This window comes from Paenibacillus sp. GCM10023250 (genome assembly GCF_042653205.1).
Taxonomy (GTDB): domain Bacteria; phylum Bacillota; class Bacilli; order Paenibacillales; family Paenibacillaceae; genus Paenibacillus_Z.
The window spans coordinates 1-25,696 of the sequence record NZ_JBHSHY010000033.1; the positions used below are offsets into that span (position 1 = coordinate 1).

The window sequence follows — 25,696 nt, forward strand, 5'->3', positions numbered from 1 at the left end:
CTCCGCGAGCGCGCCGGCTTGCGCGCCGAGCGCCGCCAGCCGCGCGCGCAGCGGCGCGGCGGACGCTTCGCCCGCCGCCGCGGCCCGGTCGCCGAGCGCGTCGATCCACGCCAGCGCGCGCTTGCGGTAAATGCCTTTCACCGCGTCGGCGATCTCGCGGGTATACGTCATCGTGTACGCGCTGCCGAACGTAGCGCCGGCATTGACGTGCGTGACGAGCAGGTCGGCGTCCCATAAGCCGTTCACGAACGACGCCAGCGCCGCCTCCAGCCCTTCGCCGCGCCAGCCGATGCCGTCCGCGGCGCGGCGGAACAGATCGAGCAGATGCCACTCGATGCCCGCCTGGACGAGCCCGTGGAAATCATGGTAAAACGCCTGCAGCCGCCGTTCCTGCTCGGCCGCGGTCTTCGCGCCGGCGAACAGCAGGCCTGCCTTGAAGCCCGGCTTGCGGCTCTCCAGAAACGACTGCGCGAGATCGCGCGTCGCCGCCGGCATGATGTTCGCGTTGTCCAGCAGGCTCTGGACATCCAGCCGCAGCCGGGTCCGCAAGCCGTTCGCTTCGTCCTCTATGCTGCGCAGCCGCGCTTCCAGTTCCGCGATCTCCGCGCGGACCCGCTCCGCCTCGGCCTCGCCGCCGGCTTGCGCCAGCAGCCGTTCGCGCTCGGCCTCGGCCGCTTCCTCCATCGCTTTGCCGTGCAGCCGCACGACGTGACGCGCGGACGCATCGACGCTGCAGACGTTCAGCGGCCCGCGCAGCCCGGCGAGCGACTCGAACAACGCCAGCAGCGACGTCCATTCCGAGTGCGGGTGGTTCGGTTCGCGCAACGACAAATAGACGATGCCGCTCGGTTCCAAATGCCAGTTCCCGAACGCTTCGTCTACGCTTTGCCGATAGGCGTCGAACGTCAGCTCGCTCTCGCGATGCTTGTCGATCTGGTTCACGATCAGGTACAGCGGCTTGCCCCATTCCTTCAGCTGCTTCGCGAACGTGAAATTGATTTCCGACTGGACGTGATTGTAGTCCATGACGTAAAAAACGACGTCCGCCAAATGCAGCGCCGATTCGGTCGCCATCCGGTGCGCGTCGTCCGTCGAGTCGATGCCCGGCGTGTCCAGCAGCACCGTATGGCCGCCAAGCCGAGGAATGGGGTAAGACAGGGAAACGGATACGACCGTCTCGCCGTCTTTGCAGTACTCGTTTACGTCTTGGATCGGCACGTCCAGCGTCGTTTCTTGCCCGCCGACGAGCTTGCGGATCGTCGCCTTCGCTTCCCCGTTCAGGATGCGAACGACGTTCGCGCTCGTCGGAATCGGGCTCGAAGGCAGCAGCTCCGTGCCGCAAATCCGGTTGACCAGCGTCGATTTCCCCGCGGAGAAGTGGCCGCAGAACGCAATAGTCAGCCGGCCGTCGTCCAGCTTCGACCGCAGCTCCAGCAGCCGCTTCGCGTCGCCTTCGTCTCCCGCCTCCGCCATCAGCGGCGCCATGTGCCCCAGCGTGGTTTCCATGGCGATCGCCGTTTTTTCCATCGTATGGCTCATGTTTCTCTCTCCCTGTCTGCTCCCCGTCTTACGTCTCACCGAGCCGTTATTAGACCAGCTGTACGGCCGGCAGGCAAATTTCGAATACATCGCCATGCTGCAAAATCGTCACGCCGCGTTCCTTCTCCTTCATGACGACGCATTCCGGCTTCAACCGCATACGTTCAATATATTGCTCCGGCACGTCGCCCGCTCCGCTGACCGTCACGCCTTCCAAGACGATTTCTTCGTTTTCGGCCGGCGGCGCCTCCATGATCTGTTCGTAAATGTCGGAAAACAACGCAAAGTCTTTCGTGTACACGGAAATGCATTTCATGTTTAATCATCCTTCTTGGTATGGGGTGGGTGGAAAAGCATCTAGCTCTTAGCCTTTCGGATTGGAGCAGGTTTCATACGTTGTTTGCCTTCTTTGCAAATTTCTAGCAGCGGGCATACCGGGCACTGCGGGTTTTGCGCCTTGCAATGGTACCGGCCAAAAAAGATCAAGCGGTGATGGGTTTCCGTCCACAGCTCGCGCGGTACGAGATGCATCAGCTTCTTCTCCACCTCGAGCACGCTATCGTCCGGCTTCGCGAAGCCGAGCCGCTTGGAGACGCGCTCGACGTGCGTGTCGACCGCGATCGCCGGCACGCCGAACGCGTTGGAGACGACGACGTTCGCCGTCTTGCGCCCGACGCCGGGCAGCTTCATCAGCTCCTCGTGCTCCCGCGGCACCTCGCCGCCGTAGTCGTCGATCAGGATGCGGCACAGCTTTTGGATGAACTGCGCCTTGTTGCGGTACAGGCCGATTCTCTTTATATCTTGTTCCAGCTCGTCCAAGGGGACGGCCAGATAATCCGCAGGCGTCCGGTACTTCTGAAACAGCGTTGCCGTGACTTTATTCACGGTCTCGTCGGTGCACTGCGCCGAAAGCAGCACGGCGATGGTCAATTCGAACGGATTGCTGTGATGAAGCTCGCAATGCGCGTCCGGGAACATTTCGCCGATAACCGCGAGCACGTTAGCCATTTTCTCTTTCGCCTTCAACTAGCGCTCAACTCCTAATAGAACCATCGCTTCAAAGTGTAGCGAAAATTGTCGCTTTAATCAACCGGCAGACCGCGTGAAACGGGCATGTTTTCGCGGGTTTTCACAGAATTGATAGAAAAAAGTTGTCCCGGCGAAAACGCCGGGACAAATCGTTCTACCTGTGACGCGATTACACCTTCGCGATCTCGACCAGCGTGTCCCGGTAGAAGTAGAGCACGATGGAATCCCCGTCGGCCAATTGGCTCAGGCTGATCGCCGAGCCGTTCTGCGTGAATTTGGCCGAAGCCGGCACCGTGTACGTATACACGTCCGTCAGGCTAGCCCGTTTGACGGACAATACGCGCGTGCTTGCGTCGTACTTCCAGAACTTCTTCGCGATGCCGGCGTTGACGGTAATGGACAGGCGGTCCTTCTCGTCGGGCTTGACTTCGACGCGGTCGCCCGCCGTCAACACGGCGGCGGAGCTGCCGGTCGAGCCGTTCTTGACGACGGAGTATGCCGAGCCCAGCGGCACCGTCACCGTATTGCCGTTGTAATCGGTCACCGTCAGCTTGTCTGCCGCGACCGAAGCGATCCGACCGACCGTGACGTTCAACGCTTTAAAGGAAGAGACCGATTGTCCCATGAAGTACAGGTTGCCGAACTGCCCTGCCGTGATGCTGCCGAGCGCCAGGCTGTCGCCCTTTTCATTCGTCAGCGTCAGTGCCGACGCGGCGTAATCCATAACCGCGCCGTCCGCGGTTTTGAATTTCACCCGCTTGCCGACGAGATCGACGGAATAGACCTCGACCTGCTTGGCGGTCTGCACTTGGAGCGTCGACACTCTATCTTGATTCGCATTCAGCAGCGCGGTCACCGTGTCGCCCGCCTTCACGTCGCTAAGCGTCGCGGACGTTTTGCCCGCGATTTCGACGTAATACGGATAGTCCAGCGGGACCGTGACCGCCAAGCCGTTTTGCAGCAGCGTAATCGAGTTGTTGTTCGTGTTAACCGCCGATACCGTGCCCGTATATTTGTAGACGAATTGAATGAAGACGGCTTTGTTCTCGGTGTAGCCGAGCGTAATCTTTTTGCCTTTGGCGAGCAGGGACGCCACGGCGTTCAGCTGCAGCGTCGTGCCGTTCATGTCCAGCTTCGTCTTGTCGCTCAGGTAGACGGACGCCAGGTTGTTGCTCGTATCCCGGACCGTCAGCGCCTTCAGATCGGCGTCGTAGCTGACGACCGTCGCGCCTGGCAGTGTGTTGACCTTGCGGTTCACGACTTTGACCGCGGCCACTTGCCCGCTGTCGTTCAGCGTAATGTCGAGCACGTCGCCTTTAACCAAATCCGAGATCGTCGTGCCGGTCAGGCCGTCGATGGAGACGTCGACCGAAGGGGTGACGAATTTCGCTTCAAGGGACTGCTGCGCGGAGCCCGCGTTCGTCACGTATTGAATCGTGCTGCCGTCGCTGCTCGCGGAATAAAACTCGCCGCGCACCAGCTTCGACGACGTTTGCGTAATCGTGATTTTCGTCACGATGGAATCCTTCACTTCGTACGTGACGGCATCGCCGACGCGAATCTGCGACAAGCCGCCGTCCAAGATTTGTCCCTGCCACACGACGTCGGCCTGCGGGGAGACGCCGTACATGACCGTCGATTTGGTCGCGCTGTCAGCGATCGTCACCGTTGGCGGCGTCGTTTGCACCGCTTGGACCGTGCCGCTGCCCGTCGCGTTCACCGGCGCCGATTGCACGGCAATGGATACCGCGATCGGCTTGGAACGGTATGTATCGCGGGCGACGACGATCTTGCTGTCCTTGGCCAGCGACGTGACCGGGATGACCTTGCCCGCGCCGTCGGTGACTTTCGTGACGCTGCCGTAATTGACGGCGACCGGCTCGTCGTCGACCCACAGCCACAGCTTGCTTTCGCTTGGCACCAGCCGATCAAACGTGCCCGTCATATTCTCGACTTGCAGCTTGTCGTCCAGCTGTTCGACGTACAGCGCCTTGCCGCCGCTCGCGACGACGAGCACGTTCGTGCTTGGCTGCAGCTGGTCGAGCGTTATCGCCTTCTCCGAATCGAACCGGTAGACGTACGTGTCGGCGCCGAGCGCGACGGACGTCTCTTTACCGTCCTGATAGAGCTTGAGCGAGGAACTATCGGCGCCCGTCAGGACCGCCGTGAATTGACCGGCGTAAGCGACGGGATACTGCACCTCGGCGCGGCTGAACATCGTCGCGATCGCCGCGCGCGTGATGCTGCCCTTCGGATCGAACTTGTCGACCGTAACGCCCTTGATCAGCTGCAGCTGAACCGCCGCGTTGACGTAGCCGGCGTAGTCTTTTCCGACTTGGTTGCCGTCTTTGAACGAGATCGGCGCGGTTGCGAGCCCTTTGGCCGCCTCTTCTTTGCCGATCGCCTTGACGATCAGCTTGGTGATCCATTCGCGGGACGCCTTCTTGGTGCCCCAGGCCGTGCCGGGTTCCGCGCCTGCCCGCTTGAACTCTTCGTCGCGGTTCAACAGCCCTTCTTGGAACGCGAGAATGATGTACGGTTTGAAATAAGTGCTGACGTCGAAATTTTCCGGGAAGACGACCGCGTCGTCCGTCTTCACTTCACTTTCCTTGCCGATGAACCGGATCGCGAGCGCGACCGCTTCCTGCTGGCTGATGTTGTCGTTCGGCTTGAACGCACTGTTGGTTCCCTTGACGATTCCTTGGCTCGCGAGCTTGGCGATGTGCTTCTCGGCCCAATGTCCGGCCGGCACGTCGCTGAATTTCGTCGTCGCGACCGCCGCGTCCGCGTGAACCGATGCGGCGCCCGCCGCCGTAAAGCCCGTCAGCAGCGAGAATACCATGAATGACGAGACGAGCTTGACCCATTTTTTTTGCGGCATATCTGCGTGCTCCCCTTTATTGTTTTTTGATCGGATGCTCCAGATCATCATGCCCCATCAGACTCTCGACCGCTTCGCCGTCGACGAGGATGTCCAAGGACGTCACGCCGTCGAATTGGAAGTACGTTTGCGCGATGGCGGATACGGCCAGCTGTTCGCCGGGCGCCCCGAGTCTCGCCTCGTCCGGGATATGCACGTCGAGCGTCACATTGCCGCCGTCTTGCTTTGCGCTTAACAGCTCGACGTTCTTCCACAGGGATGCCTCGCCCTTGTCGCTGTCCTTCCGAAGGGCCTCGAACGCCGCGGCCAGCTTCTCCTTGTCGTCGGCGTATTCGATTCGGGTCTTCTGCGCGTGCAGGTCGATCATCTGGTCGTCCGTGTAATAGACGGAAATATCCGCCTGCTCCTTCTCGACCGCCGCGTCGGCAGGCTCACTGGCGCCGCCCCCGCTTCCCGTCGTCGCGTTCCCCGCGCCGTTACCGGCATTCGCGGCGCCGCCGGCCGCGCTTCCGTTATCGGTCGTCGCGCCGGCATTGCCGCCGCCCTCCGTCGCCGATTGATTCTGGTTGCTTGTCCCGCCGTTCTGGAGCGGCTGCTCTTTGCTGCCGCAAGCGCTGAGGGATGCGATCGTGGCAGCCGCTATGAATGCCAGCACGACCGTCTTCGTCATCTGTCGCTTCATCTGCATCCTCCTAGCCGATCTTCAAATATTCTTTGATGCCCGCCACGATTTCTTTGGCGATCTTGTCCTGCTTCGCGCTGTTGTACAGCACGGCGCTGTCCGTGCCGTTCGAGAGATAACCCGCCTCGAGCAGAACCGCAGGCATCGTCGTTTCCCGGATGACGTGGTAATTGCCGGTACGGACGCCGCGGTCCTTCAACCCGGTTCCCGCCACCAGATGCTTGTGCATCACCTTCGCGAGCGCGAGGCTGTCCGAACGCCAGTAATACGTTTCGGAGCCGCTTGCGGTTCCGGACGTCGCCATATTCGCGTGGAATGAAACGAAAATGTCCGCGGGCAGCTTGTTGGCGTAATTCGCTCGGTCGGCGAGCTCGACGAACGTATCGTCCGAGCGGGTCAGATACGGTTTGATCTTCGGTTCCTGGTCGAGCAGCGCCATCACCTTCAACGTGATCGCCAGATTGTATTCCTTCTCCTTGCGGCCGTTCACGCTCGAAGCGCCCGGGTCTTTGCCGCCGTGGCCGGCATCCAGCACAACCTTGAACAAGCCGTCGCCCGGCTTGCTGTCCGGCGGCGTCACCGGCGGCGGATCGACGGCCGGACCGGTTTGCTCGAGCACGTCGATGCGCACGACATGGTCTTCGTTCGTTACCTTGAAGTTCGTCGGCGCGGACAGGTCGAGCACGACGCGAATCGTCGACGGCTTGTCCGAATAATACGAATAACGGACCTTCTGCAGCGTCGGATGGGAATCGATCAGCATTTCCCCGAGCTTGGTCCCGTTCGTTGACGGCAGGAAGCCCGGCATGAAGTACGGGTCGAAATTCATGTACGGCAGATCGATGACAATCCGCTCCGTGTTATGGAGCACCTGCGTCTGCACGCCGTCGAATTCGCCTTCGTACGGCAGGTAAATGCTGCCGAGTCCGTCGTACGTAATGGATTTGAGAAGCGCCTTTTCGTCGGTGGACGGAATGGTGGCCCCGCCGCCGGTGCCGGGATTCGTACCGGGCTGGCCCGAGCCGCCGGTGCCGTCGCCAGGCGCCGGATTGCCGCCGCCGGAATCAGCCGGAGGAGGTGTATCCACGAGCTTTGAATACATATGTACGGAGCGGGTTTCGGCATCCCAATACACATCTAAACCGAACTGCTCGCCTACGAAACGGAGAGGGACGTACGTCGAGCTCGACGATATCATCGCCGGCGCGTCAAGCACGGCTTCCCGGTCGTTGACGACGGCCGTCTTGCTGCCGATCGTCAGGACAACAATGGTGCTGCCGTTCGAAATCGTGACGTTCGGCGATTTCCAGTCGACGTCGTAGCCGAGCCCTTCGGTCACGGTACGAATCGGAACGAAGATTCGGGAGTTCACGTTCTTCGGTTCCGCGCTGCTCGACAGTTGTTTGCCATTCAGATAAAGCTTCGGTGCTTCCGCTGCTCCCGCAAGAACCGGAAACAATGTGATGAGAAACGACAACAGCAAAACAGCGGTTACAAACTTCTTCATCTTTCACCTCAATGACTGTTTTTTCGCCTTGAAGCAGCTCGTACAAGACGATGCTTACAGACGTACATTAGACGCGGCTTGTCAGAAAAAGTTGCGTTTATAGGAAAAATGTAGCTAAAGAAAACGACAATAGAAGACCCCGGCAAAAATGCCGGGGTCTTCCGGTGAAACGAAACGCCGTCCGAGCCGGCTTAGTACGCGGCGCGGCTCGCTTCGTAGGCGGCGATTTTGTCTTCGTGCTGCAGCGTGAGGCCGATATCGTCCAGGCCGAGCAGCAGGAATTGGCGGCGGTGCTCGTCGAGGTCGAACGGAATGTTCAGGCCTTGGTCATCCGTGATCGTTTTGTTTTCCAGGTCGACCGACAGCTTGTAGCCTTCCGTCTTCGCCGTGCGCTGGAACAGCTCTTCCACCTGCTCCTCGCTCAGCTTGATCGGGAGGATGCCGTTCTTGAAGCAGTTGTTGTAGAAGATGTCCGCGAACGACGGCGCGATGACGACCTTGAACCCGTAGTCGAGGATCGCCCAAGGCGCGTGCTCGCGGGAGGAACCGCAGCCGAAGTTGGCGCGGGAGAGCAGCACTTCTCCGCCCTTGTAGCGCGGCTGGTTCAGGCTGAACGACTCGATGACGTTGCCCTTCTCGTCCCAGCGCCATTCGAAGAACAGGAATTGGCCGAAGCCGCTGCGCTCGATGCGCTTCAGGAATTGTTTCGGAATGATGGCGTCCGTATCGACGTTCACGCGGTCCACAGGAACGGCGATTCCCGTCAGTTGTTTGAATGCTTCCATGTTAGTTGGCTCCTCTCTCGTTCCCGTTAGTTCAGCACTTCGGACTTGATTTTCCAGTCGCGGACGTCCGTGAATTTGCCCATGATCGCGGCTGCCGCGGCCATGGCCGGCGATACGAGATGCGTGCGTCCGCCGCGGCCTTGACGGCCCTCGAAGTTCCGGTTGGACGTCGACGCGCAGCGCTGGCCCGGCTCAAGTACGTCCGGGTTCATCGCGAGGCACATGGAGCAGCCCGCGTCGCGCCATTCGAAGCCCGCTTCTGTGAACACTTTGTCGAGGCCTTCCTTCTCGGCTTGCAGCTTGACGCGTCCGGAGCCCGGCACGACGATCGCGGTGACGCGGTCGCTTACCTTATAGCCGCGCGCGATTTCGGCGGCGGCGCGAAGGTCTTCGATCCGGCCGTTCGTGCAGGAGCCGATGAAGACGTAGTCGATGGCAATCTCGCTCATCGGCGTGCCCGGCGTCAGGCCCATGTATTCCAGCGCCTTCTCGGCCGCTTTGCGTTCGTTTTCCGTCGGCAGCTCGGCCGGAACCGGAACGCTCTTCGTGATATCGGTGCCCATGCCCGGGCTTGTGCCCCAGGTTACTTGCGGAATGAGCGAATCGACGTCGAACTCGAGGACTTTATCGAACGTCGCGCCTTCGTCGGTCGCCAGCTCTTTCCAGGCGGCGACGGCACGGTCGAACGCTGCGCCCTGCGGCGCGTGTTCGCGGCCCTTCAGGTAGTTGAAAGTCGTCTCGTCCGGCGCGATCAGACCCGCGCGGGCGCCGGCTTCGATGGACATGTTGCAGACGGTCATGCGCTCTTCCATCGACAGCGAACGAATCGCTTCGCCGGTGTATTCCATGACGTAGCCCGTGCCGAAGTCGGTGCCGTATTTGGCGATGACGCCGAGGATCAAGTCCTTCGCCGTAACGCCAGGCTTGCGGCTGCCGACGAAGCGGACTTCCATCGTCTTCGCTTTGGATTGCTGCAGGCATTGCGTCGCCAGCACGTGCTCGACCTCGGACGTGCCGATGCCGAACGCCAGCGCGCCGAACGCGCCGTGCGTGGATGTGTGGCTGTCGCCGCAGACGATCGTTTTGCCCGGATGCGTCAGCCCGAGCTCGGGACCCATGACGTGCACGACGCCTTGGTCGATCGTGTCGAGGTCGTACAGCGTCACGCCGAAATCCTTACAGTTTTGCGTCAGCGTATCGATCTGCTGCTTGGAGATCGGATCGGTGATGTTGTAGCGGTCCTTCGTCGGCACGTTGTGGTCCATCGTCGCGAACGTCAATTCGGGACGGCGAACCTTGCGGCCCGTCATGCGAAGGCCTTCGAAGGCTTGCGGAGACGTGACTTCGTGCACGAGATGCAGGTCGATATAAATAACGCTCGGCTTGCCGGCTTCGGCATGAATGACGTGGTTATCCCAAATTTTCTCAAACATCGTTCTTTTCGTCATTGAACTCACCTCTATCATAGTCTCATAAGTGCGGTTGCGCTTTCTATGAAATCCTTGCAGTTATCATAGCATTTCTTTCTTCATTGATCCAAGATATAATATCTATAAAAGCAATAGGTACGGCCTATAATGACCGTAACGGACATCGTCCATGAAAGGAAGTGCTCATCTTGGAACTTCGCCAGCTTCAATACGTCATTCAAATCGCCAAGGAGAAAAATTTCTCGCGCGCCGCCGAGAAGCTGCATATCGCCCAGCCGTCCCTCAGCCAGCAGCTGTCCAAGCTGGAGAAGGAGATCGGCGTCCTGCTCTTCCGGCGGACGACCAACTCCGTCGAGCTGACGCATGCCGGCGCCGTGTTCGTGGAGAAGGCGGAAGGCATTCTCGACAGCGTCGAGCAGCTGAAGCAGGAGCTGGACGACCTCGCGCACATGCGCAAAGGCAAGCTCGTCGTGGGCTGCCTCTCGATTACCGGCTCCCACGTGCTCCCGATCGTTCTGCCGATCTTCAACCGCCGCTATCCCGAAATCGAAGTGGTGCTCGTGGAAGACACGCCGTCCAAGCTGGAGCAGCTGACGGCCAGCGGCCAGACCGACCTCAGCCTGCTCGCGCTGCCGCTGCACGAGCCGTCGCTGGAATGGCTTCCGATCCTGGAGGAAGAAATCATCCTGGCCGTCCCTCCCGGCCACCCGCTGGCGAAACGGACGACGCCGGTCCGCGTCGGCGAGCTGCGCGCGGAGCCGTTCATCGTGCTGAAGAAAGGCCAAGGCTTCCGCCAGATCGTACTGGAAACGTGCGAGCGCGCCGGCTTCGAGCCGCGCGTCGTGTTCGAGAGCACGAACATCGAGACCGTGCAGTCGCTCGTGGCCGCGGGCATGGGCATCACGTTCGTGCCCAAGATGCTGATGCGGGCCGCCGACGGCGAGCTGGCGCCGGCCTATCTATCATTCGCCGCCCCGAAGCCGACGCGGACGCTCGTGATCGCCAGCCGCAAAGGCCGCTATCTGTCGAGAGCGGCCGAAGCATTCATCGCCACGCTGAACGTGACCGCCGAGGAGCATTTCGGCTGACCCGAATGGACTAATACAACGACGGCCTGCGGTCCTCGAACACGGGGATTTTCGCGCGCACCGCCTCGACGAGCGCCGGATCGATCCCGCCGCGCAGGATCGTCTCCTCCTCGCCGGCTTCGGCGACGATCTCGCCCCACGGATCGATGATCATGGAATGGCCGAAAAACGTCGTATCGCCGCTCGCGCCGCAGCGGTTGCAGGCGACGACGTACATTTGGTTCTCGATCGCCCTTGCCGTGAGCAGCGTCCGCCAATGGTGAAGCCGCGGATTCGGCCATTGCGCCGGCACGAACAGCGCCTTCGCGCCGCCCAGGGCCAGCTTGCGCGCGAGCTCCGGAAACCGGAGGTCGTAGCAGATCATCATGCCGGCTTGGAGCCCGCCGGCGCGCAGTGTGCCGGGCAGGTCGCCGGCCTGCAGATACTTCTCCTCGTCCATCAGCCGGAACAAATGCATCTTGGAATACGTATCCGTCAGTTCGCCCCGTTCGTCGAAGACGTAGGTCGTGTTGTACACACCGTCCGCCCGCTTCTCCGCGATCGAGCCGCCGAGGATCCGGACGGCATGCGTTCTCGCGAACGCGGACAGCAGCGCCTTCGCGCGTTCCCCGTCCCGGTCCGCGATGTCTTCGATGCGTTGCAGCGCGTAGCCCGTGTTCCACATCTCGGGCAGCACGATCAGCTCCGGCTTCTCCTCCCCGCCGACCGCTTCCTCCAGCTTGCGCGCGACCCGTTCGTAATTCGCGTCAGGCTCGCCCGCGTCCACGTGCATCTGCACCAAGGCTACCTTCAATGTCGTTCCGTTCATTCCCATTGCCTCCCGTTTCCCATGCCTGCCGCGCGAATATCGCCGCGATAGGGCTTCCGCGCAGTTTTTACCTAATCATAACGTCTCATGCTTCGCTGTCAAGATGGGTACCGTAACAACGAAACGAAATCCATGCTCGCCAAAGGAGCCCTTGTCATGAAAATGCGAAGTTTGAAAATCGTCGCCCTCTTCGGCCTTTTGCTTTGTTTGGCATTCCCCCTGTCCGCCTTCGCGAACGCCGCTGACCATCATATGCCGGACCAGCGTCCCGTGCAGGCGTTCGACGTCGTCGCCGGCAAAGTCGTCAAGACGGTGCCGAACGGCCCTGAGTTTCAGGGGTATGCGAAGTCGTGGCTGAAAGGCGTCACCGGCTTGTCGCCGAAGCTGCAGGCCGAGGACAAATGCGGGTACGTGTTCCGCATTCCCCTCGACGAGCCGACCTCGGTAAAAGCCGGCGCGGAACAGGTCGCGACGCAGGACGTCTTCCTGTTCTACTGCCCGAAAAAACCGCAGCTGCTGCTTATTTTCGACGAGAACCGCAAGCCTTATTTGCTGAAATTCAAAGCAAACATCAAACCGTTCCTGAAGGCGATGGATCTGTAGCGCCCGGCTCGCCGGACCGCACGTGCTCGACACTTATTCGACTCGTATGCTACATTAAAGCATAGAATAAGGGTGGAGGAGAAAGATGGAACGCACACAACCATTTCGAATCGCGCCGGCAATCCGGATGACCGGTCTGCCGGCTCAGTTTTTTGCTGCGCTCGTCGGCAAGGCGAACGCGCAGGCCGCCAAAGGGCGCGACATCATCAATCTCGGCCAAGGCAATCCCGATCGCCCGACGCCGCCGCATATCGTCGAGGCGCTGCAGGAAGCCGCGCCGAATCCGCTGTACCACAAGTACCCGCCGTTCAGCGGCTTTCCGTTCTTGAAGCAGGCCGTCGCGCAGCGGTATAAGGAAGATTACGGCGTCGACCTCGATCCCGAGAAGGAAGTCGCGATTCTCTTCGGCGGCAAGACCGGCTTGATCGAGATCAGCCAATGCCTGCTGAACCCGGGCGACGTCTGCCTCGTGCCGGATCCCGGCTACCCGGATTATTGGTCCGGCGTCGCGCTGGCCGGCAGCACCATGGAGTATATGCCGCTCTTGGAAAGCAACGGCTTCCTGCCGGATTACGGCGCGGTGCCGGCCAGCGTCGCCGACAAAGCGAAGCTGATGTTCATCAATTACCCGAACAATCCGACCGGAGCTACGGCGGGTTCGGACTTCTACGCGAGCACCGTCGAATTCGCCGCGAAGCACGGCATCGTCGTCGCGAGCGATTTCGCTTACGGGGCGATCGGCTTCGACGGCAAGGCGCCGGTCAGCTTCCTGCAGACGCCGGGCGCCAAGGAAGTCGGCGTCGAATTCTACACGCTGTCAAAGACATACAATATGGCCGGCTGGCGCGTCGGCTTCGCCCTCGGCAACCCGGAAGTGGTCTCGTTGATCAACCTGATTCAAGACCACTACTACTGCAGCCTGTTCGGCGGCATCCAAGCCGCCGCCGCCTCGGCGCTGACCGGTCCGCAGCAGTGCGTGACGGAGCTGGCCGCCACGTATGAAAGCCGCCGCGACGCGCTGTTCGCCGCCATGGACGAGATCGGCTGGGAAAGCCGCAAGCCGAGCGGTTCGTTCTTTTGCTGGCTGCCGGTGCCGAAGGGCTTCACGTCGGCGTCGTTCGCGGACCGCGTCCTGGAGCAGGCTGACGTCGTCCTCGCGCCGGGCATCGGCTTCGGCACGCACGGCGAAGGCTACGTGCGGCTGGGGCTGCTCGCCTCCGAAGAGCGGCTGGCCGAAGCGGTTCGCCGGATCGGCCGGCTGGGCTTGTTCGGCTAACGGCCCGTTTCATCGCCTGAACGAACGTTCGGGCGATTTTTTTTATGCCGTGCCCGCAACGGCGCGCCTCCGGTCGCTTTACAGGCCGGCGGCTAACATGGTATGCTAGCTTTAATTTCACACAAATCAACGTCTTGACGGGGCTAAGTATGCAATCCGCGACGCGATCAGAGAGTAAATTCGCTTGCTGCGAGAATTTACCGCGCCTGCTGCAGAAACCCACCCCTGAACGGCCGGCGACGAGTCGGACAGCGGCCTGCTGTTATCAGGTCTTTAAGCCGAACGGCTCCCTTCCAGTCCGCTGGAACGGCGAGGCCGTTAATAAAGGTGGTACCGCGGAAGTCGAACTTTCGTCCTTTGTCATTACAGAGGGCGGAAGTTTTTTGTTTTGCCGCATTGCAGTCCATTCCTTGAGAAAGGTTTGAGCGCACATGACAGATACGATCGTCGTCAAAATCGGCAGCAGCTCGCTGACGTCCGAGGAAGGCGGCCTGAACCGCGAGCGAATCGCGTTCTTCGCACGCGAGCTCGCGTCGCTGCACGAATCCGGCCGGCAGGTGCTGCTCGTAACGTCCGGCGCCGTGGCGGCCGGCTTCCGCAAGATCGGCTACGCGGCGCGGCCGAAGATCGTGCACGAGAAGCAGGCAGCCGCGGCCGTCGGGCAGGCGCTGCTCATGCAGGCCTATCAAGAGGCCTTCGCCTCGCACGGCGCGGGCGGCGGGATCGGCGTGGCGCAGATTTTGCTCACGCGCGCCGACTTCTCCAACCGCCGGCGGATCCAGAACGCGCAGCTGACCATCGAAGAGCTGCTGAAGCAGCGCATGGTGCCGATCATCAACGAGAACGACACGGTATCCACGGACGAACTTAAGTTCGGCGACAACGACACGCTTTCGGCGCTGGTCGGCAACATGGTGAAAGCGAAGCGGCTCGTCATCATCACGGACATGGACGGCCTGTACACCGAGGATCCGCGGAAAAATCCCGCCGCGCGCCGCATCGAGCGCGTCGACCAGATCTCGGACGACATCTTAAGCATCGCCGGCGGCGCGGGCTCGAGCGTCGGCACCGGCGGCATGCGTTCCAAGATCGAGGCCGCCCGCATCGCGATGCGCGGGGGCATCCCCGCCTTCATCGGCCGCGTCGTCGAGCCCGGCGATCTGATTCTCGCCGTCGAAGGCAACGGGCGCGGGACGTATTTCGATACGAGCCTGCACAACCTGCCGATGAAGAAGCAGTGGCTCGGGTTCCATTCCATGCCGCAGGGCCGCATCCTGGTGGACGAAGGAGCCGAGCGCGCGCTGCTGCTCGGAGGCAAGAGCCTCCTCCCCGCCGGCATCCGGGCGATCGAAGGCGATTTTCACCCCGGCGACGTCGTCGAGGTATGCAATCTGCGGGGCGAGACGCTCGGGCGCGGCGTCGTCAATTACGCCGCCTGGCAGGCGCAGGCGGCCGCGGGTCTCAGCTCCGAGGAAGTGCGCAGACGGGTCGAGGTCGCCCGCATGGAAGTCATTCACCGGGACGAATGGGTCACGCTGAAAGCGTAAATGCTTGGACGGTTCGTACGTAAGGAATAGTATAGCGAAAGAAGGGGTAAACGATGAGCGAAGTGCGCGAGAAGGCCGCGCTGGCCAAAAAGGCCGCGCAACTCATGAATCGCCTGACGACGGCGCAGAAGAACGAAGCGCTCCTCGTCATGGCGGATGCGCTCCTCGCGGAGCAGGACGCGATCATCGCGGCCAACGCGCTCGATCTCGAGCGCGGCCGCGGGAACGGAACAAGCGAATCGCTGCTCGACCGCCTGACATTGACGCCGGCGCGCATCGCGGGCATTGCCGAAGGGCTGCGCCAGGTGGAAACGCTGGCCGATCCGGTCGGCCTGACGCTGGAATCGTTCCAGCGTCCGAACGGCCTGCTGGTCGAGAAGATCTCCGTGCCGCTCGGGGTCATCGGCATGATCTACGAAGCGCGGCCGAACGTGACCGTGGACGCCGCCGCCTTGTGCCTCAAGACCGGCAACGCCGTCGTGCTCCGCGGCGGCTCCGCCGCGCTGGAATCCAACCGCCGGATCGTCGGCGTTCTCCGCGGCGCATTGGCCGGCACGGCCCTCCCGCCCGACGCGCTGCAGCTCGTGGAGGATCCTGCCCGCGCGTCGGTCGACGAGATGCTGAAGCTGAACGGTCTGCTCGACGTCGTCATTCCGCGCGGCGGCGCGGCGCTGATCCGCAACGTCGTCGAGAATGCGACGGTGCCGGTCATCGAGACCGGCGCGGGTATTTGCCATACGTTCGTCGACGCGAGCGCCGCATACGAGATGGCGGCCGACATCGCCTTCAACGCCAAGGTACAGCGTCCGTCCGTCTGCAACGCCATGGAGACGCTGCTGGTCCACGAAGACTTCGCGGAGCAGCACCTGCGGGCGCTGGCGGACCGGTTCCGCGCCGCGAACGTCGAGCTCCGCGGCTGCGAACGGACGCGCGCGCTCGTGCCGGAAGCCGCGGCGGCGGCCGATGCGGATTACGCGACGGAGTATAACGATTACATCCTGAACATCCGCGTCGTCGACGGGCTGGAGCAGGCGCTCGCGCATATCGCCCGGTTCGGCACGATGCATTCCGAATCCATCGTCACCGATGACGAGGCGAACGCGGCGGCGTTCATGCAGCGGGTCGACGCGGCCGCGGTCTATCACAACGCGTCGACCCGCTTCACCGACGGCTTCGAATTCGGCTTCGGCGCCGAGATCGGCATCAGCACGCAGAAGCTGCACGCGCGCGGCCCGATGGGCCTGCCAGCGCTGACGTCCACCAAATTCCGCGTATACGGCAGCGGTCAAGTCAGGAACTAAAAGCAGAGTGGCAGGCGTACAAAGCGCGAGCTTTGCATGCAGCATTCTGATGGCACAAGCGAATCGGCCGGCATGCGACGTTCAATGCTGCGCGTGCTCCCTTCCGCTCCGGATGAAATCCGCAGGGAGACGATGCGGGCCATCCGTTACTAGAAGGAGGTTTACGGCGATCATGACGATACTTTCCTCATCCGGCATCGCGCCGGACATTCAAACGATGAACCTGTGCTTCTACGGCGCGGGCTCCATGGCCGAAGCGCTCGTGCGCGGCTTGCTGGACCGCGGCCTGACCGAGCCGACCCGCATCAGCATGATGAACCGGCAAAACGCCGAACGCATGCGCGAGCTCAACGACCGGTACGGCATTAACGGCGCCGTCACCGGCGGCGATAAAGAAACGATGCTCCGCGAAGCCGATATCGTCTTCCTGGCGATGAAGCCGAAGGACGCCGCCGACGCGATCCGCGGCGTGCGCGACCTGCTTCATCCCGGCCAGCTCGTCGTCTCGCTCATCGCGGGCATGACGATCGCCACGCTGGAGACGCTGCTCGAAAAGCCGATGCCGATTGCCCGGACGATGCCGAATACCTCCTGCACGATCGGCCTCGGCGCCACGGGCATCAGCTTCTCGTCTTCGGCCACTGACGCGCAGCGCAGGCTGACCGACGCGATGTTCCAGGCCGTCGGCCTGACTGCGGTCGTGGATGAGCCGATGCTGGAAACCGTAACCGGGCTGTCCGGCAGCGGACCGGCCTATATCTATTACATGATGGAAGCCATGATCGCCGCCGGCGCCAAGCTCGGCCTGACCGAGGAAGCCGCGCGCGAATTGACGATCCAAACCATACTAGGTGCAGCCCACATGGTGAAAGCCACGGGCGAAGATCCTGCCGAGCTGCGCCGCAAAGTCACCTCCCCGAACGGCACGACGCAGGCGGCGATCGAGGTATTCGCCGCTTTCCGGTTCACGGAGGCGGTCGAGGCCGCAATCGCCCGGGCGTCTGCAAGGGCCGTGGAAATGGGAGCCGAAATCGAAAGGAATGCGAAATCATGAACCAATCCTATTGCACGGCGACGTATCGCTGCTACGACGATCACGCCGATTTTCAGAAGAAAGCGCTCGGCATCGCCGTCGGTCTGACCGTCGGCAGCTGGACCGACTTGCCGGAAGCGCGCAAAGCCGAGATGGAGCAGCATTTGGGCCGTGTCGTGTCCGTCACGGAGCATGACGGCGCGGAACCTGGCACGCGTTACGCGGACATCGTCATCGCCTATCCGGACGTCAATTTCAGCCGCGACCTGCCCGCCCTGCTCGTCACCGTCTTCGGCAAGCTGTCCATGGACGGCCGCATCAAGCTGCTCGATCTGGGCTTCTCGTCCGGCTTTCTGTCCGCGTTCCCGGGGCCGAAGTTCGGCATGGACGGCATTCGCGAGCAGCTCGGCATCCAAGAGCGCCCGCTGCTGATGAGCATTTTCAAGTCCGTCATCGGCCACGACCTGCCGAACCTGCGCGAGCAGTTTTATAAGCAGGCCCTCGGCGGGGTCGACTTGATCAAGGATGACGAAATCCTGTTCGAGAACCCGCTGACGCCGCTGCAGAAGCGCGTCGAGGCGTGCATGGAAGCCGCGCAACAGGCGGAAGCCGAGACCGGCCAGAAGCTGCTCTACGCCGTGAACCTGACCGGGCCGACGTCGAAGCTCGCTTCGCAGGCGAAGCTCGCGATCGCCTCCGGCGCCAACGCCCTGCTCTTCAACGTGCTGGCGTACGGCTTCGACGTCCTGCACGAGCTGAGCGCCGATCCGGAGATTAACGTGCCGATCGCCGCCCACCCGGCGATGGCGGGGGCTTTCTATCCGTCGCCGCATTACGGCATCGCGGCGCCGCTGCTGCTCGGCAAGCTCATGCGCCTCGCCGGCGCGGACCTGGCGCTCTTCCCGTCCCCGTATGGCTCCGTCGTCATGCCGCGGGAAGAGAACCTGGCCGTGCAGGCCGCCCTGCTCGATCCGGCTGTGCCGGTCCGGACAAGCTTCCCGGTGCCGTCCGCGGGGATCCACCCCGGCCTCGTGCCCCTCATCCTGCATGACTTCGGCACCGACGTCGTCGTCAACGCGGGCGGCGGCATTCACGGCCATCCGATGGGCACGGCCGCCGGCGGCCGCGCGTTCCGCCAAGCCATCGACGCGACGCTGGCCGGCGTATCCCTGCCGGACGCGGCCGCGCAGCCGGGCAACGAGGCGCTTCGCACGGCGATCGACAGCTGGGGATATAAGCAAGCATGACGATGAACGAAGGAGCGACGACCATGAACAAGCAGCGCGTCATCTTCTGCGATTTTGACGGCACCATTACCGAGAACGACAACATCGTGGCGATTATCCGCCATTTCAACCCGCCGGGCTGGGAAGCGATCGTGAACGCGATCGTCAGCCAAGCGAAATCCATCAAGCAGGGCGTCGGCGAGCTGTTTCGCCTGCTTCCGACGTCCATGAAGCGCGAGGTCGTCGACTACGCGATCTCAAACGCGCGCATTCGGGCCGGCTTTGCCGACCTGCTGCAGTATTGCAAGGACAACGGCATCGACTTTTATGTGACGAGCGGCGGCATCGATTTCTTCGTCTATCCGCTGCTCGCGCCGTTCGGCATTCCGGAAGACCATATCTATTGCAACGGCAGCGACTTCAGCGGCGCGTTCATCGAGATCACCTGGCCGCATCCGTGCGGCCCGGACTGCACGACGAAATGCGGCATGTGCAAGAAGACGATCATCAACCGGTTCCCGGCGGACCGGTACGAGCGCATCCTGATTGGGGACAGCGTGACCGATTTCGAAGGCGCGAAGCTCGTCGACACCGTCTTCGCCCGTTCCCACCTGACGCAGAAGTGCGCGGAGCTAGGGCTGCCGTGCCACGAATACGAGACGTTCCACGACGTCATCGACCAATTGAAGCTGCAGGAGGCGACACGTTAACCGATGTCCTTTGCATCCCTTTCTCTCGAAACGAAACAACGCGCGCTCGCCGAGCTGACCGACGTGAAGCGCCTCTTCGCTGACCGCGGCTGGTTCCCCGGCACGAGCGGCAACCTGTCCGTCCGCGTCGGCGAATTCGCGCCGGACGACTTCCAATTCGCCATTACAGCAAGCGGCAAGGACAAGTCCTTGTCGACACCGGAGGACTTTCTCTTCGTCGACCGCGAAGGCAAGCCGAGTGAGACGACGAGCCTGAAGCCGTCGGCCGAGACGCTCATCCACTGCGAGATTTACCGGCTGACGGGCTGCGGCGCGATTTTCCACGTCCATACGGTGTTCAACAACCTCGTCTCCGAGCTGTTCTGGGAACGCAAATCGATTCCCGTCGACGGCGTGGAGCTGATTAAAGCATTCAACATCTGGGACGAAGAAGCGCACATCGACATTCCGATCGTCTCCAACTTCGCCCATATTCCGAGCATCGTGCCGGAAGTGACGGAGCGGCTCGACAAGCGCATTCCGGGCATCATGCTGCGCAAGCACGGCATCTATGCCTGGGGCGCCAACGCCTTCGAGGCGAAACGCCATCTCGAGGCGTTCGAATTCCTCTTCGAATACGTGTACCGCTGGGAGCTGCTGCACCGCCGTTAATCCTTCGGGCTGGCGCGTCCCCATGCAATTCAAAAAGGCGATAAGCGAGCTGACCGGTCAGCTGTGCTTATCGCCTTTTGCTGTTGCCGCCGAACCGCTGCTTCGCCTGCACGGCGAGCTCCAGCTTATTGAACGCCAGGCAGTGCTCGAACGTGATTTCGAAAACAGCCGGCAGCGGCAGCTCCTCGAAGTAGCCCCGGACGGCCGCCGGGTCCTGCAGCCAATCGCAACGCTTCGGTATGGACACGGGCACGTTCGGCCACGCGGCGCCCAGCTCGGGGCTGAGCAGCTTCTTCCCGCCCGGGATCAGGCTGCAGCCGGCCAGCCGTTCTTCGTACGCGGCGTCCCGGCCCTGGGCCTCGCGCTCCTTCGCGAACAGATGCGGCGCGTAATCTGCGCGGGAGCCCGTATGATGGACCCCGCGGACGAATGCGAGCACGCCCTGCATCACCTCCGGCACGCGCAGCAGAATGGCGTAGAGCCGTTTGCCGAATTCGATCCGCTCGTGCAGGCTGCCGAACTGCTCCAGCACCAGTCCCGCCAGCTGCATCCCGCCCCCGGCGTCGAGCGGCGAGCCGTACGGCAGGACGACCGTGTTCGTCTGCAGCGGGATCTGCATCAGGAACGGCAGCCGTTTCGTCACGTGCGCCTGAAAATAATCGCTCTGCACAAGCGGCGCCTCGATGACGTGCTGCTCGTTCACGATGAGCGCGGTCGTCAGCAGCACGGGATCGCGGCGCTCCCAATACTGCGCCCAGACGGGCGGCATGAAGCGCGACACGCCGAACGCCGGCAGGAGCGCCGACAAGTCGCGGCCTTCCCGAAGGGAAGCCTCGTACAGCAGCAGCTGCGGGTAGGCGTCGTGGAAGATAAGCGCGTTGATCCGCTCCAGCAGAATGAACGTGTGCAGACGGTTCTCCTCGTCCAGCAGCTCCGGCAGCAGCTCGCCCTGTAAATCCGTCATGTTCCAGCCGCCGTTGCGGGAGACGACGTGCGCGAGCAGCGCCCAGTGCAGCTCCGGCTGCCGATGGTACACCGCGCGGTACGCTTCGGTCCGCGTGACGTTGTTCACATTGGCGAGCTCGGTTTCGTGCCGGATCCGGTGAATGAGCGCGCGATCCTCGTCCGATAAACCGGGGCCGGCCGCTTCTTCGGGCTCCGCCGCGGCGCCCGAGGAGGCTGAGGCGGCGCGGTCCAGCGCGGCGAACAGCTCCTGCGCCGACTCCCGGCGAATGACGGCCGGCAGCGCATGCGCCGCCAAGTCGTGCGAGACGGCGCGCGATTCCCGCTTATGCGCCGCGTAATCGCGGAGAAGCCGCAGCGCGTGCAGCAGCCATCCGAGCAGCGACGGCTTGCCGCGGCTCGGCCAATGTAACGTCATCGCCGATCGCCCTCCTTCCGTTCCTTTCATCCCGCTGTACCGTTATGGATTAGTATGGGCCGCTCCACCTTCGCTTAGCCGTTGTAGTATACTAAAGCTATGCAAACACGTGCCGTTTCGGTACGGGAGGAGGTATGAACGCCATGTGCGGACGCTATACGATCACCGTTACGCTCGAGGAGCTGCTGCTCCATTACTGGATATCCGACTCGAACGCGCCTTACCGGCCCAAATACAACGTCGCGCCGGGCCAAATGGTGCTCGCGGTCATCCACGACGGCGAGAAGAACCGGCTCGGCGAGCTGAAGTGGGGCTTGGTCCCTTCCTGGGCCGAAACAACGAAGCTGGCCGCCAAAATGATCAACGCCCGTTCCGAAACGGTCTGGGAGAAGCCGGCGTTCCGCAAGCTGATGGAGCGCAAGCGCTGCGTCATACCGGCCGACGGCTTCTACGAATGGCGGCAGGAGGAAGGACGCAAGCAGCCGATGCGCATCGTCCGGCGCGACCGGAAGCTGTTCAGCATGGCTGGCCTCTACGACACGTGGGTATCCCCCGACGGCATCAAGCTGAGCACCTGCACCGTGCTGACGACGACGCCCAATGAGCTCATGACGCCGATCCACAACCGCATGCCGGTCATTCTGCACCCTGAGGACGAGGCGACGTGGCTGGACCGCTCCGAGCAAGGCAGCGCGGCGCTGAACCGTCTGCTGCGCCCGTTCCCGTCCGAGCTGCTCGAGGCCTACCCGGTCGGCGCACAGGTCGGGAGCGTCGCCAAGGACGACGAGAGCTGCATCGCCCCGCTCGCGTCGTACGGCTGACCCGAGCCGAATGACAAAGCGAATGTCAACTCCGAATGGCAAAGCCGAAAAAAAACGCCGATCCCGGAGGATCAGCGGAACATCGCCCATAGGCGAATCAAGTGCAGCGTATTGTTCGGATCGATCTTCTGCGCAAGGACGAACGCGATGATTTGCTCCTCCTGCTGCTCGGTCAAGTTTTCATGCATGATGCCGGCCGCCGTGCGGACAAGCTTGCGGACCTTCGTACGATCTTGCAAATCGTATTTGTTCACGCCGTTCAGCAGCATTTTAATCCGGTCCTTGATGACCGGGTTTTTCATTTTGAATTTGATGCGCTCGACCAGCTCCGGGCGTATGCCGAATTTTGTGTAGTTCATGTCCGGTTACAGCACCTCCGTCCAGCTTCAAGAAGCCAGCCCCCGCGAGCAAAGCACGGCTGACCTCCGAAAACCTCGTATAGATGTACTATATGCCGGGGCATTCCCAATAAAAACTAGTCCAACAGCTCCCCCTGAAAAAGTTGCTCCTTGCGCAGGATGTCCCTCAGCCGCGCATACGGCGCTTCCCTCCAGAAATCCGCGCCTGCCGTCAGCTCCGCCGCGTCGTCCCGCGCCGCCTCCAGCACCGCGAAATCCGCAGCCATGTCGGCGAGCTTAAAGTCTGGCACCCCGCTCTGTTTCGTTCCGAAGAAATCGCCCGGTCCGCGCAGCTCCAAATCGCGCCGCGACACCTCGAAGCCGTCGTCGGTTTCCGTCATAATCTTCATCCGTTCGCGGCCGAGCTCCGACTTCGGATCGGCGATCAGCACGCAGTACGACTGGTGGCCGCCCCGGCCGACGCGGCCGCGCAGCTGATGCAGCTGCGACAGCCCGAAGCGCTCGGCGTCCATGATCACCATGAGCGTCGCGTTCGGCACGTCGACGCCGACCTCCACGACGGTCGTCGCCACGAGGACATGGGTTTCGTTCGCAGCGAAGGCGCGCATGACCTCGTCCTTCTCGGCGGCGGACAGCCGGCCGTGCAGCAGCCCGACGTGCAAATCCGGGAACGCCTGCTGGATTTGAACATGCAGGTCGATCGCGTTCTGCACGTCCAGCTTGTCCGATTCCTCAATCAGCGGACAGATGAAGTAACATTGCCGGCCGCCCTCCACCTCGCGGCGAACGAAACCGAGCACGCGGTCCAGCATGCCGTGCTTTACCCAGTTCGTCTGGATGGGCTTGCGTCCGTGCGGGCGCTCCCGCAGCGTCGACACGTCGAGGTCGCCGAACGCCGTGATCGCGAGCGTCCGCGGAATCGGCGTCGCCGTCATCGTCAGCACATCGGGATTCAGCCCCTTGCGCCGCAGCACGCTGCGCTGGTTCACGCCGAACCGGTGCTGCTCGTCCGTGACGACGAGACCGAGGCTGCGGAAAAAGACGCCTTCCTGAATGATTGCCTGCGTGCCGACGACGACGTCGATCAACCCCATCTGCAAGCCGGCCAGCACCTCGCGCCGCTTCTTCTCCGTCAGGCTGCCGGTCAACAGCGCGACCTGCATGCCCGCCGGCCCCAGCAGCTTCTGCAGCGAACGGTAATGCTGCTCCGCCAGGATTTCCGTCGGCACCATCAAGGCGCCCTGATGGCCGGCCTTGAACGTGGCGAACAGCGCGATGGCGGCCACGACCGTCTTGCCGGAGCCGACGTCGCCCTGCAGCAGCCGGTTCATGCACGCGTGCGAGCGCATGTCGATCAGGATCTCGTTCACGACCTTCTTCTGCGAGTCCGTCAGCTCGAATGGCAGCGTCCGCGAGAACGCCCGGATCGACTCCGCGTCGACGACGTGCGCGATGCCGTCCATCCGTTTGCGGTTCAGCGAGCGGTACGCCTGCAGCTTCAGCTGGAATAGGAACAACTCTTCGTACACGAGCCGGCGCCGCGCGTCCTGCCCTTGGGCAATGGCCTCCGGCAGATGAAGATGCCGCACGGCTTCCCGCCTCGGCATGAAGCCATGCTTGTCCACCAGCACGGCCGGCAGAATCTCCTCGACCATATCGCCATACTGCTGCAGCGCCTGCGCGATCAGCTTCCGGATCCACGTCTGTGTAATACTCCCGCCGATGGAATATACCGCCTGCAGCGTGCCGGATCGTGCCGTGCCTTTATCGGGAAATTCCGATTCCGACACCGTGATCTGCAGCCGTCGCTGCTCCCATTTGCCGGTCAGGATTATGTCCCGCCCGGGCACGAGCTGATCCTGCAGGAAGTGCCGGTTGAACCAGACGGCCGTCACCAGCAAGCCGTCCACGGCGATCTTGCACGTCAGCCGCGATTTCGCCCGGCCATAACGCTGCAGCACCGGATTGCCCATGATTTTGCCTTCTACGGTCGCTTTCTCGCCGTCTTTCGTCTCCCCCAGCGTCCGAATGCGATAATCCTCGTAGCGAAACGGAAAATAGTCCAGCAAATCCGCGATCGTATGAACGCCAAAGGCGTGAAGCTCCTGTTCCTTCTGAGCGCTCACGCCTTTCATTTGCCGGACCGGTATTTGATCCAGCTTCATCCCCATTACCTCACACTCGCGTAATAAATAAGGCCGCGGCCCCGGCGCCGGCATGCGTGCCGATAACCGCGCCGATGTCCGTCTGCCTGATGTTGCGCACGTTCAGCTGGCCTTGTGCCAGCGCGGCCAATTCGAGCGCGTGCTCGCGCTTGTGCGTCCAGCCGACCGTCATGTCGATCGGATCGTCGCCGTACTCCGCCTTGAACAGGTCGACGATGCGCTGCATGGCCTTCTTCGTGCCGCGCACTTTGTCGACCGGCGACACTTCGCCCTCTCGATCGATCGTCAGGATCGGCTTGATGTTCAGAATCGAGCCGAACAGCGCAGCGGCTTTGCCGATCCGGCCGCCCTTCTGGAGATACTCCAGCGTATCGAGGAAGAAATACAAGTTCATGTCCTTCCGCATCGCGTCGATCGCGGCGAGAATCTCGTCCTTCGAAGCGCCGGCGGCCGCCATCTCGGCGGCTTTCACCCCGAGCATGCCCAGCCCGTAGGAGACGGACCGGGAATCGATGACGGTGACGTCGGCCGGCGTATCCATCATCGTCGAGCCGAGGAGTGCGGATTGGTACGTACCGCTGAGCATGGAAGATAGATGAATCGAAATGATGGGCGAATCCGGATATTGCTTGCTCAGTCGTTCGTACGTTTCCGTGAATTCCACGGGCGACGGCTGCGACGTCGTCGGCAGCGCTGCCGAAGTGGCAAGCCGCGTGTAAAATTGCTCGTTGGTCAGCGAGATGCCGTCCAGGAACGACTCTTCGCCGAACATGACCTTCAGCGGAACCATCTCGATGCCGTATTGTTCTCTGACCCGTTTCGGGATATCGGCGGTGCTGTCCGTTACGATTTTAACCCCGCTCATGCGATGCCC

General features: G+C 62.1%; 23 protein-coding genes. 10 read left to right on the top strand and 13 right to left on the bottom strand.

The annotated features are described in order from the left end of the window. From ACFPB1_RS20775 to leuC, 8 genes are all read right to left on the bottom strand, one after another. Positions 1-1,539, bottom strand: a 1,539-nt coding sequence (locus tag ACFPB1_RS20775; RefSeq protein WP_379228008.1) for a dynamin family protein, incomplete at its 3' end; no start/stop codon positions are given. 49 nt (positions 1,540-1,588) lie between these two features. After that, positions 1,589-1,855, bottom strand: coding sequence for an NAD/NADP transhydrogenase alpha subunit (locus tag ACFPB1_RS20780; protein ID WP_090635853.1), 267 nt, complete (start codon positions 1,853-1,855; stop codon positions 1,589-1,591). Positions 1,856-1,896: 41 nt separating this feature from the next. Next, complete coding sequence (nth, locus tag ACFPB1_RS20785; RefSeq protein WP_379228060.1) at positions 1,897-2,547, bottom strand: endonuclease III; 651 nt, start codon at positions 2,545-2,547, stop codon at positions 1,897-1,899. A 190-nt stretch (positions 2,548-2,737) separates the two neighbouring features. Next, entirely contained in the window at positions 2,738-5,449 is a 2,712-nt protein-coding gene (locus ACFPB1_RS20790; protein ID WP_379228009.1) for an S-layer homology domain-containing protein, read from the bottom strand. A 16-nt stretch (positions 5,450-5,465) separates the two neighbouring features. Next, complete coding sequence (locus ACFPB1_RS20795; RefSeq protein WP_379228011.1) at positions 5,466-6,131, bottom strand: GerMN domain-containing protein; 666 nt, start codon at positions 6,129-6,131, stop codon at positions 5,466-5,468. A gap of 10 nt (positions 6,132-6,141) precedes the next feature. Beyond that, positions 6,142-7,638, bottom strand: a complete 1,497-nt coding sequence (locus ACFPB1_RS20800; protein WP_379228012.1) for an N-acetylmuramoyl-L-alanine amidase — start codon at positions 7,636-7,638, stop codon at positions 6,142-6,144. 191 nt (positions 7,639-7,829) lie between these two features. Then, positions 7,830-8,423: a 3-isopropylmalate dehydratase small subunit gene (leuD, locus tag ACFPB1_RS20805; RefSeq protein ID WP_379228014.1), complete on the bottom strand. Its 594-nt coding sequence runs from the start codon at positions 8,421-8,423 to the stop codon at positions 7,830-7,832. Between the two features lie 26 nt (positions 8,424-8,449). After that, a complete protein-coding gene (gene leuC, locus ACFPB1_RS20810; RefSeq protein WP_379228015.1) occupies positions 8,450-9,871 on the bottom strand; it encodes a 3-isopropylmalate dehydratase large subunit in 1,422 nt (473 codons plus the stop codon). 170 nt (positions 9,872-10,041) lie between these two features. Between leuC and ACFPB1_RS20815 the strand changes: the two genes are divergently transcribed. Next, positions 10,042-10,941: a LysR family transcriptional regulator gene (locus tag ACFPB1_RS20815; protein ID WP_379228016.1), complete on the top strand. Its 900-nt coding sequence runs from the start codon at positions 10,042-10,044 to the stop codon at positions 10,939-10,941. Between the two features lie 10 nt (positions 10,942-10,951). On the opposite strand, the gene ACFPB1_RS20820 is transcribed toward ACFPB1_RS20815, so the two are convergent. After that, positions 10,952-11,749, bottom strand: a complete 798-nt coding sequence (locus ACFPB1_RS20820) for a carbon-nitrogen family hydrolase (protein WP_379228017.1) — start codon at positions 11,747-11,749, stop codon at positions 10,952-10,954. A 156-nt stretch (positions 11,750-11,905) separates the two neighbouring features. Between ACFPB1_RS20820 and ACFPB1_RS20825 the strand changes: the two genes are divergently transcribed. The 8 genes from ACFPB1_RS20825 to mtnB all read left to right on the top strand — a co-directional run bounded on the left by ACFPB1_RS20825 (position 11,906) and on the right by mtnB (position 20,096). Continuing rightward, complete coding sequence (locus ACFPB1_RS20825) at positions 11,906-12,352, top strand: hypothetical protein (RefSeq protein ID WP_379228018.1); 447 nt, start codon at positions 11,906-11,908, stop codon at positions 12,350-12,352. 85 nt (positions 12,353-12,437) lie between these two features. Continuing rightward, on the top strand, positions 12,438-13,628 hold the full coding sequence (locus ACFPB1_RS20830; protein ID WP_379228019.1) for a pyridoxal phosphate-dependent aminotransferase: 1,191 nt from the start codon (positions 12,438-12,440) through the stop codon (positions 13,626-13,628). Between the two features lie 431 nt (positions 13,629-14,059). Next, positions 14,060-15,175, top strand: a complete 1,116-nt coding sequence (gene proB, locus ACFPB1_RS20835) for a glutamate 5-kinase (protein ID WP_379228020.1) — start codon at positions 14,060-14,062, stop codon at positions 15,173-15,175. 53 nt (positions 15,176-15,228) lie between these two features. Then, positions 15,229-16,476: a glutamate-5-semialdehyde dehydrogenase gene (locus tag ACFPB1_RS20840; protein ID WP_379228021.1), complete on the top strand. Its 1,248-nt coding sequence runs from the start codon at positions 15,229-15,231 to the stop codon at positions 16,474-16,476. 172 nt (positions 16,477-16,648) lie between these two features. After that, on the top strand, positions 16,649-17,530 hold the full coding sequence (gene proC, locus ACFPB1_RS20845) for a pyrroline-5-carboxylate reductase (protein WP_379228022.1): 882 nt from the start codon (positions 16,649-16,651) through the stop codon (positions 17,528-17,530). Further along, positions 17,527-18,756, top strand: a complete 1,230-nt coding sequence (locus ACFPB1_RS20850; protein ID WP_379228023.1) for a 2,3-diketo-5-methylthiopentyl-1-phosphate enolase — start codon at positions 17,527-17,529, stop codon at positions 18,754-18,756. The genes proC and ACFPB1_RS20850 overlap by 4 nt, the downstream gene beginning before the upstream one ends. A gap of 23 nt (positions 18,757-18,779) precedes the next feature. After that, positions 18,780-19,445, top strand: coding sequence for a 2-hydroxy-3-keto-5-methylthiopentenyl-1-phosphate phosphatase (locus tag ACFPB1_RS20855; protein WP_379228024.1), 666 nt, complete (start codon positions 18,780-18,782; stop codon positions 19,443-19,445). A gap of 3 nt (positions 19,446-19,448) precedes the next feature. Beyond that, entirely contained in the window at positions 19,449-20,096 is a 648-nt protein-coding gene (gene mtnB / locus ACFPB1_RS20860; protein WP_379228025.1) for a methylthioribulose 1-phosphate dehydratase, read from the top strand. A gap of 67 nt (positions 20,097-20,163) precedes the next feature. Here the strand turns inward: mtnB and ACFPB1_RS20865 are convergent, their stop codons facing one another. Then, positions 20,164-21,477, bottom strand: coding sequence for a DUF2515 family protein (locus ACFPB1_RS20865; RefSeq protein ID WP_379228026.1), 1,314 nt, complete (start codon positions 21,475-21,477; stop codon positions 20,164-20,166). Positions 21,478-21,620: 143 nt separating this feature from the next. Here ACFPB1_RS20865 and ACFPB1_RS20870 point away from each other — a divergent pair, with 143 nt between their 5' ends. Continuing rightward, a complete protein-coding gene (locus ACFPB1_RS20870) occupies positions 21,621-22,298 on the top strand; it encodes an SOS response-associated peptidase (protein ID WP_379228027.1) in 678 nt (225 codons plus the stop codon). A 71-nt stretch (positions 22,299-22,369) separates the two neighbouring features. Here the strand turns inward: ACFPB1_RS20870 and ACFPB1_RS20875 are convergent, their stop codons facing one another. The 3 genes from ACFPB1_RS20875 to ACFPB1_RS20885 all read right to left on the bottom strand — a co-directional run bounded on the left by ACFPB1_RS20875 (position 22,370) and on the right by ACFPB1_RS20885 (position 25,687). Further along, positions 22,370-22,657 carry a stage VI sporulation protein F gene (locus ACFPB1_RS20875; RefSeq protein WP_379228029.1) on the bottom strand — a complete coding sequence of 96 codons (288 nt, stop codon included), beginning with the start codon at positions 22,655-22,657 and terminating at the stop codon, positions 22,370-22,372. A 116-nt stretch (positions 22,658-22,773) separates the two neighbouring features. Then, a complete protein-coding gene (recG, locus tag ACFPB1_RS20880) occupies positions 22,774-24,822 on the bottom strand; it encodes an ATP-dependent DNA helicase RecG (RefSeq protein WP_379228030.1) in 2,049 nt (682 codons plus the stop codon). A gap of 10 nt (positions 24,823-24,832) precedes the next feature. Continuing rightward, a complete protein-coding gene (locus tag ACFPB1_RS20885) occupies positions 24,833-25,687 on the bottom strand; it encodes a DegV family protein (protein ID WP_379228031.1) in 855 nt (284 codons plus the stop codon). Positions 25,688-25,696 lie beyond the last annotated feature (9 nt).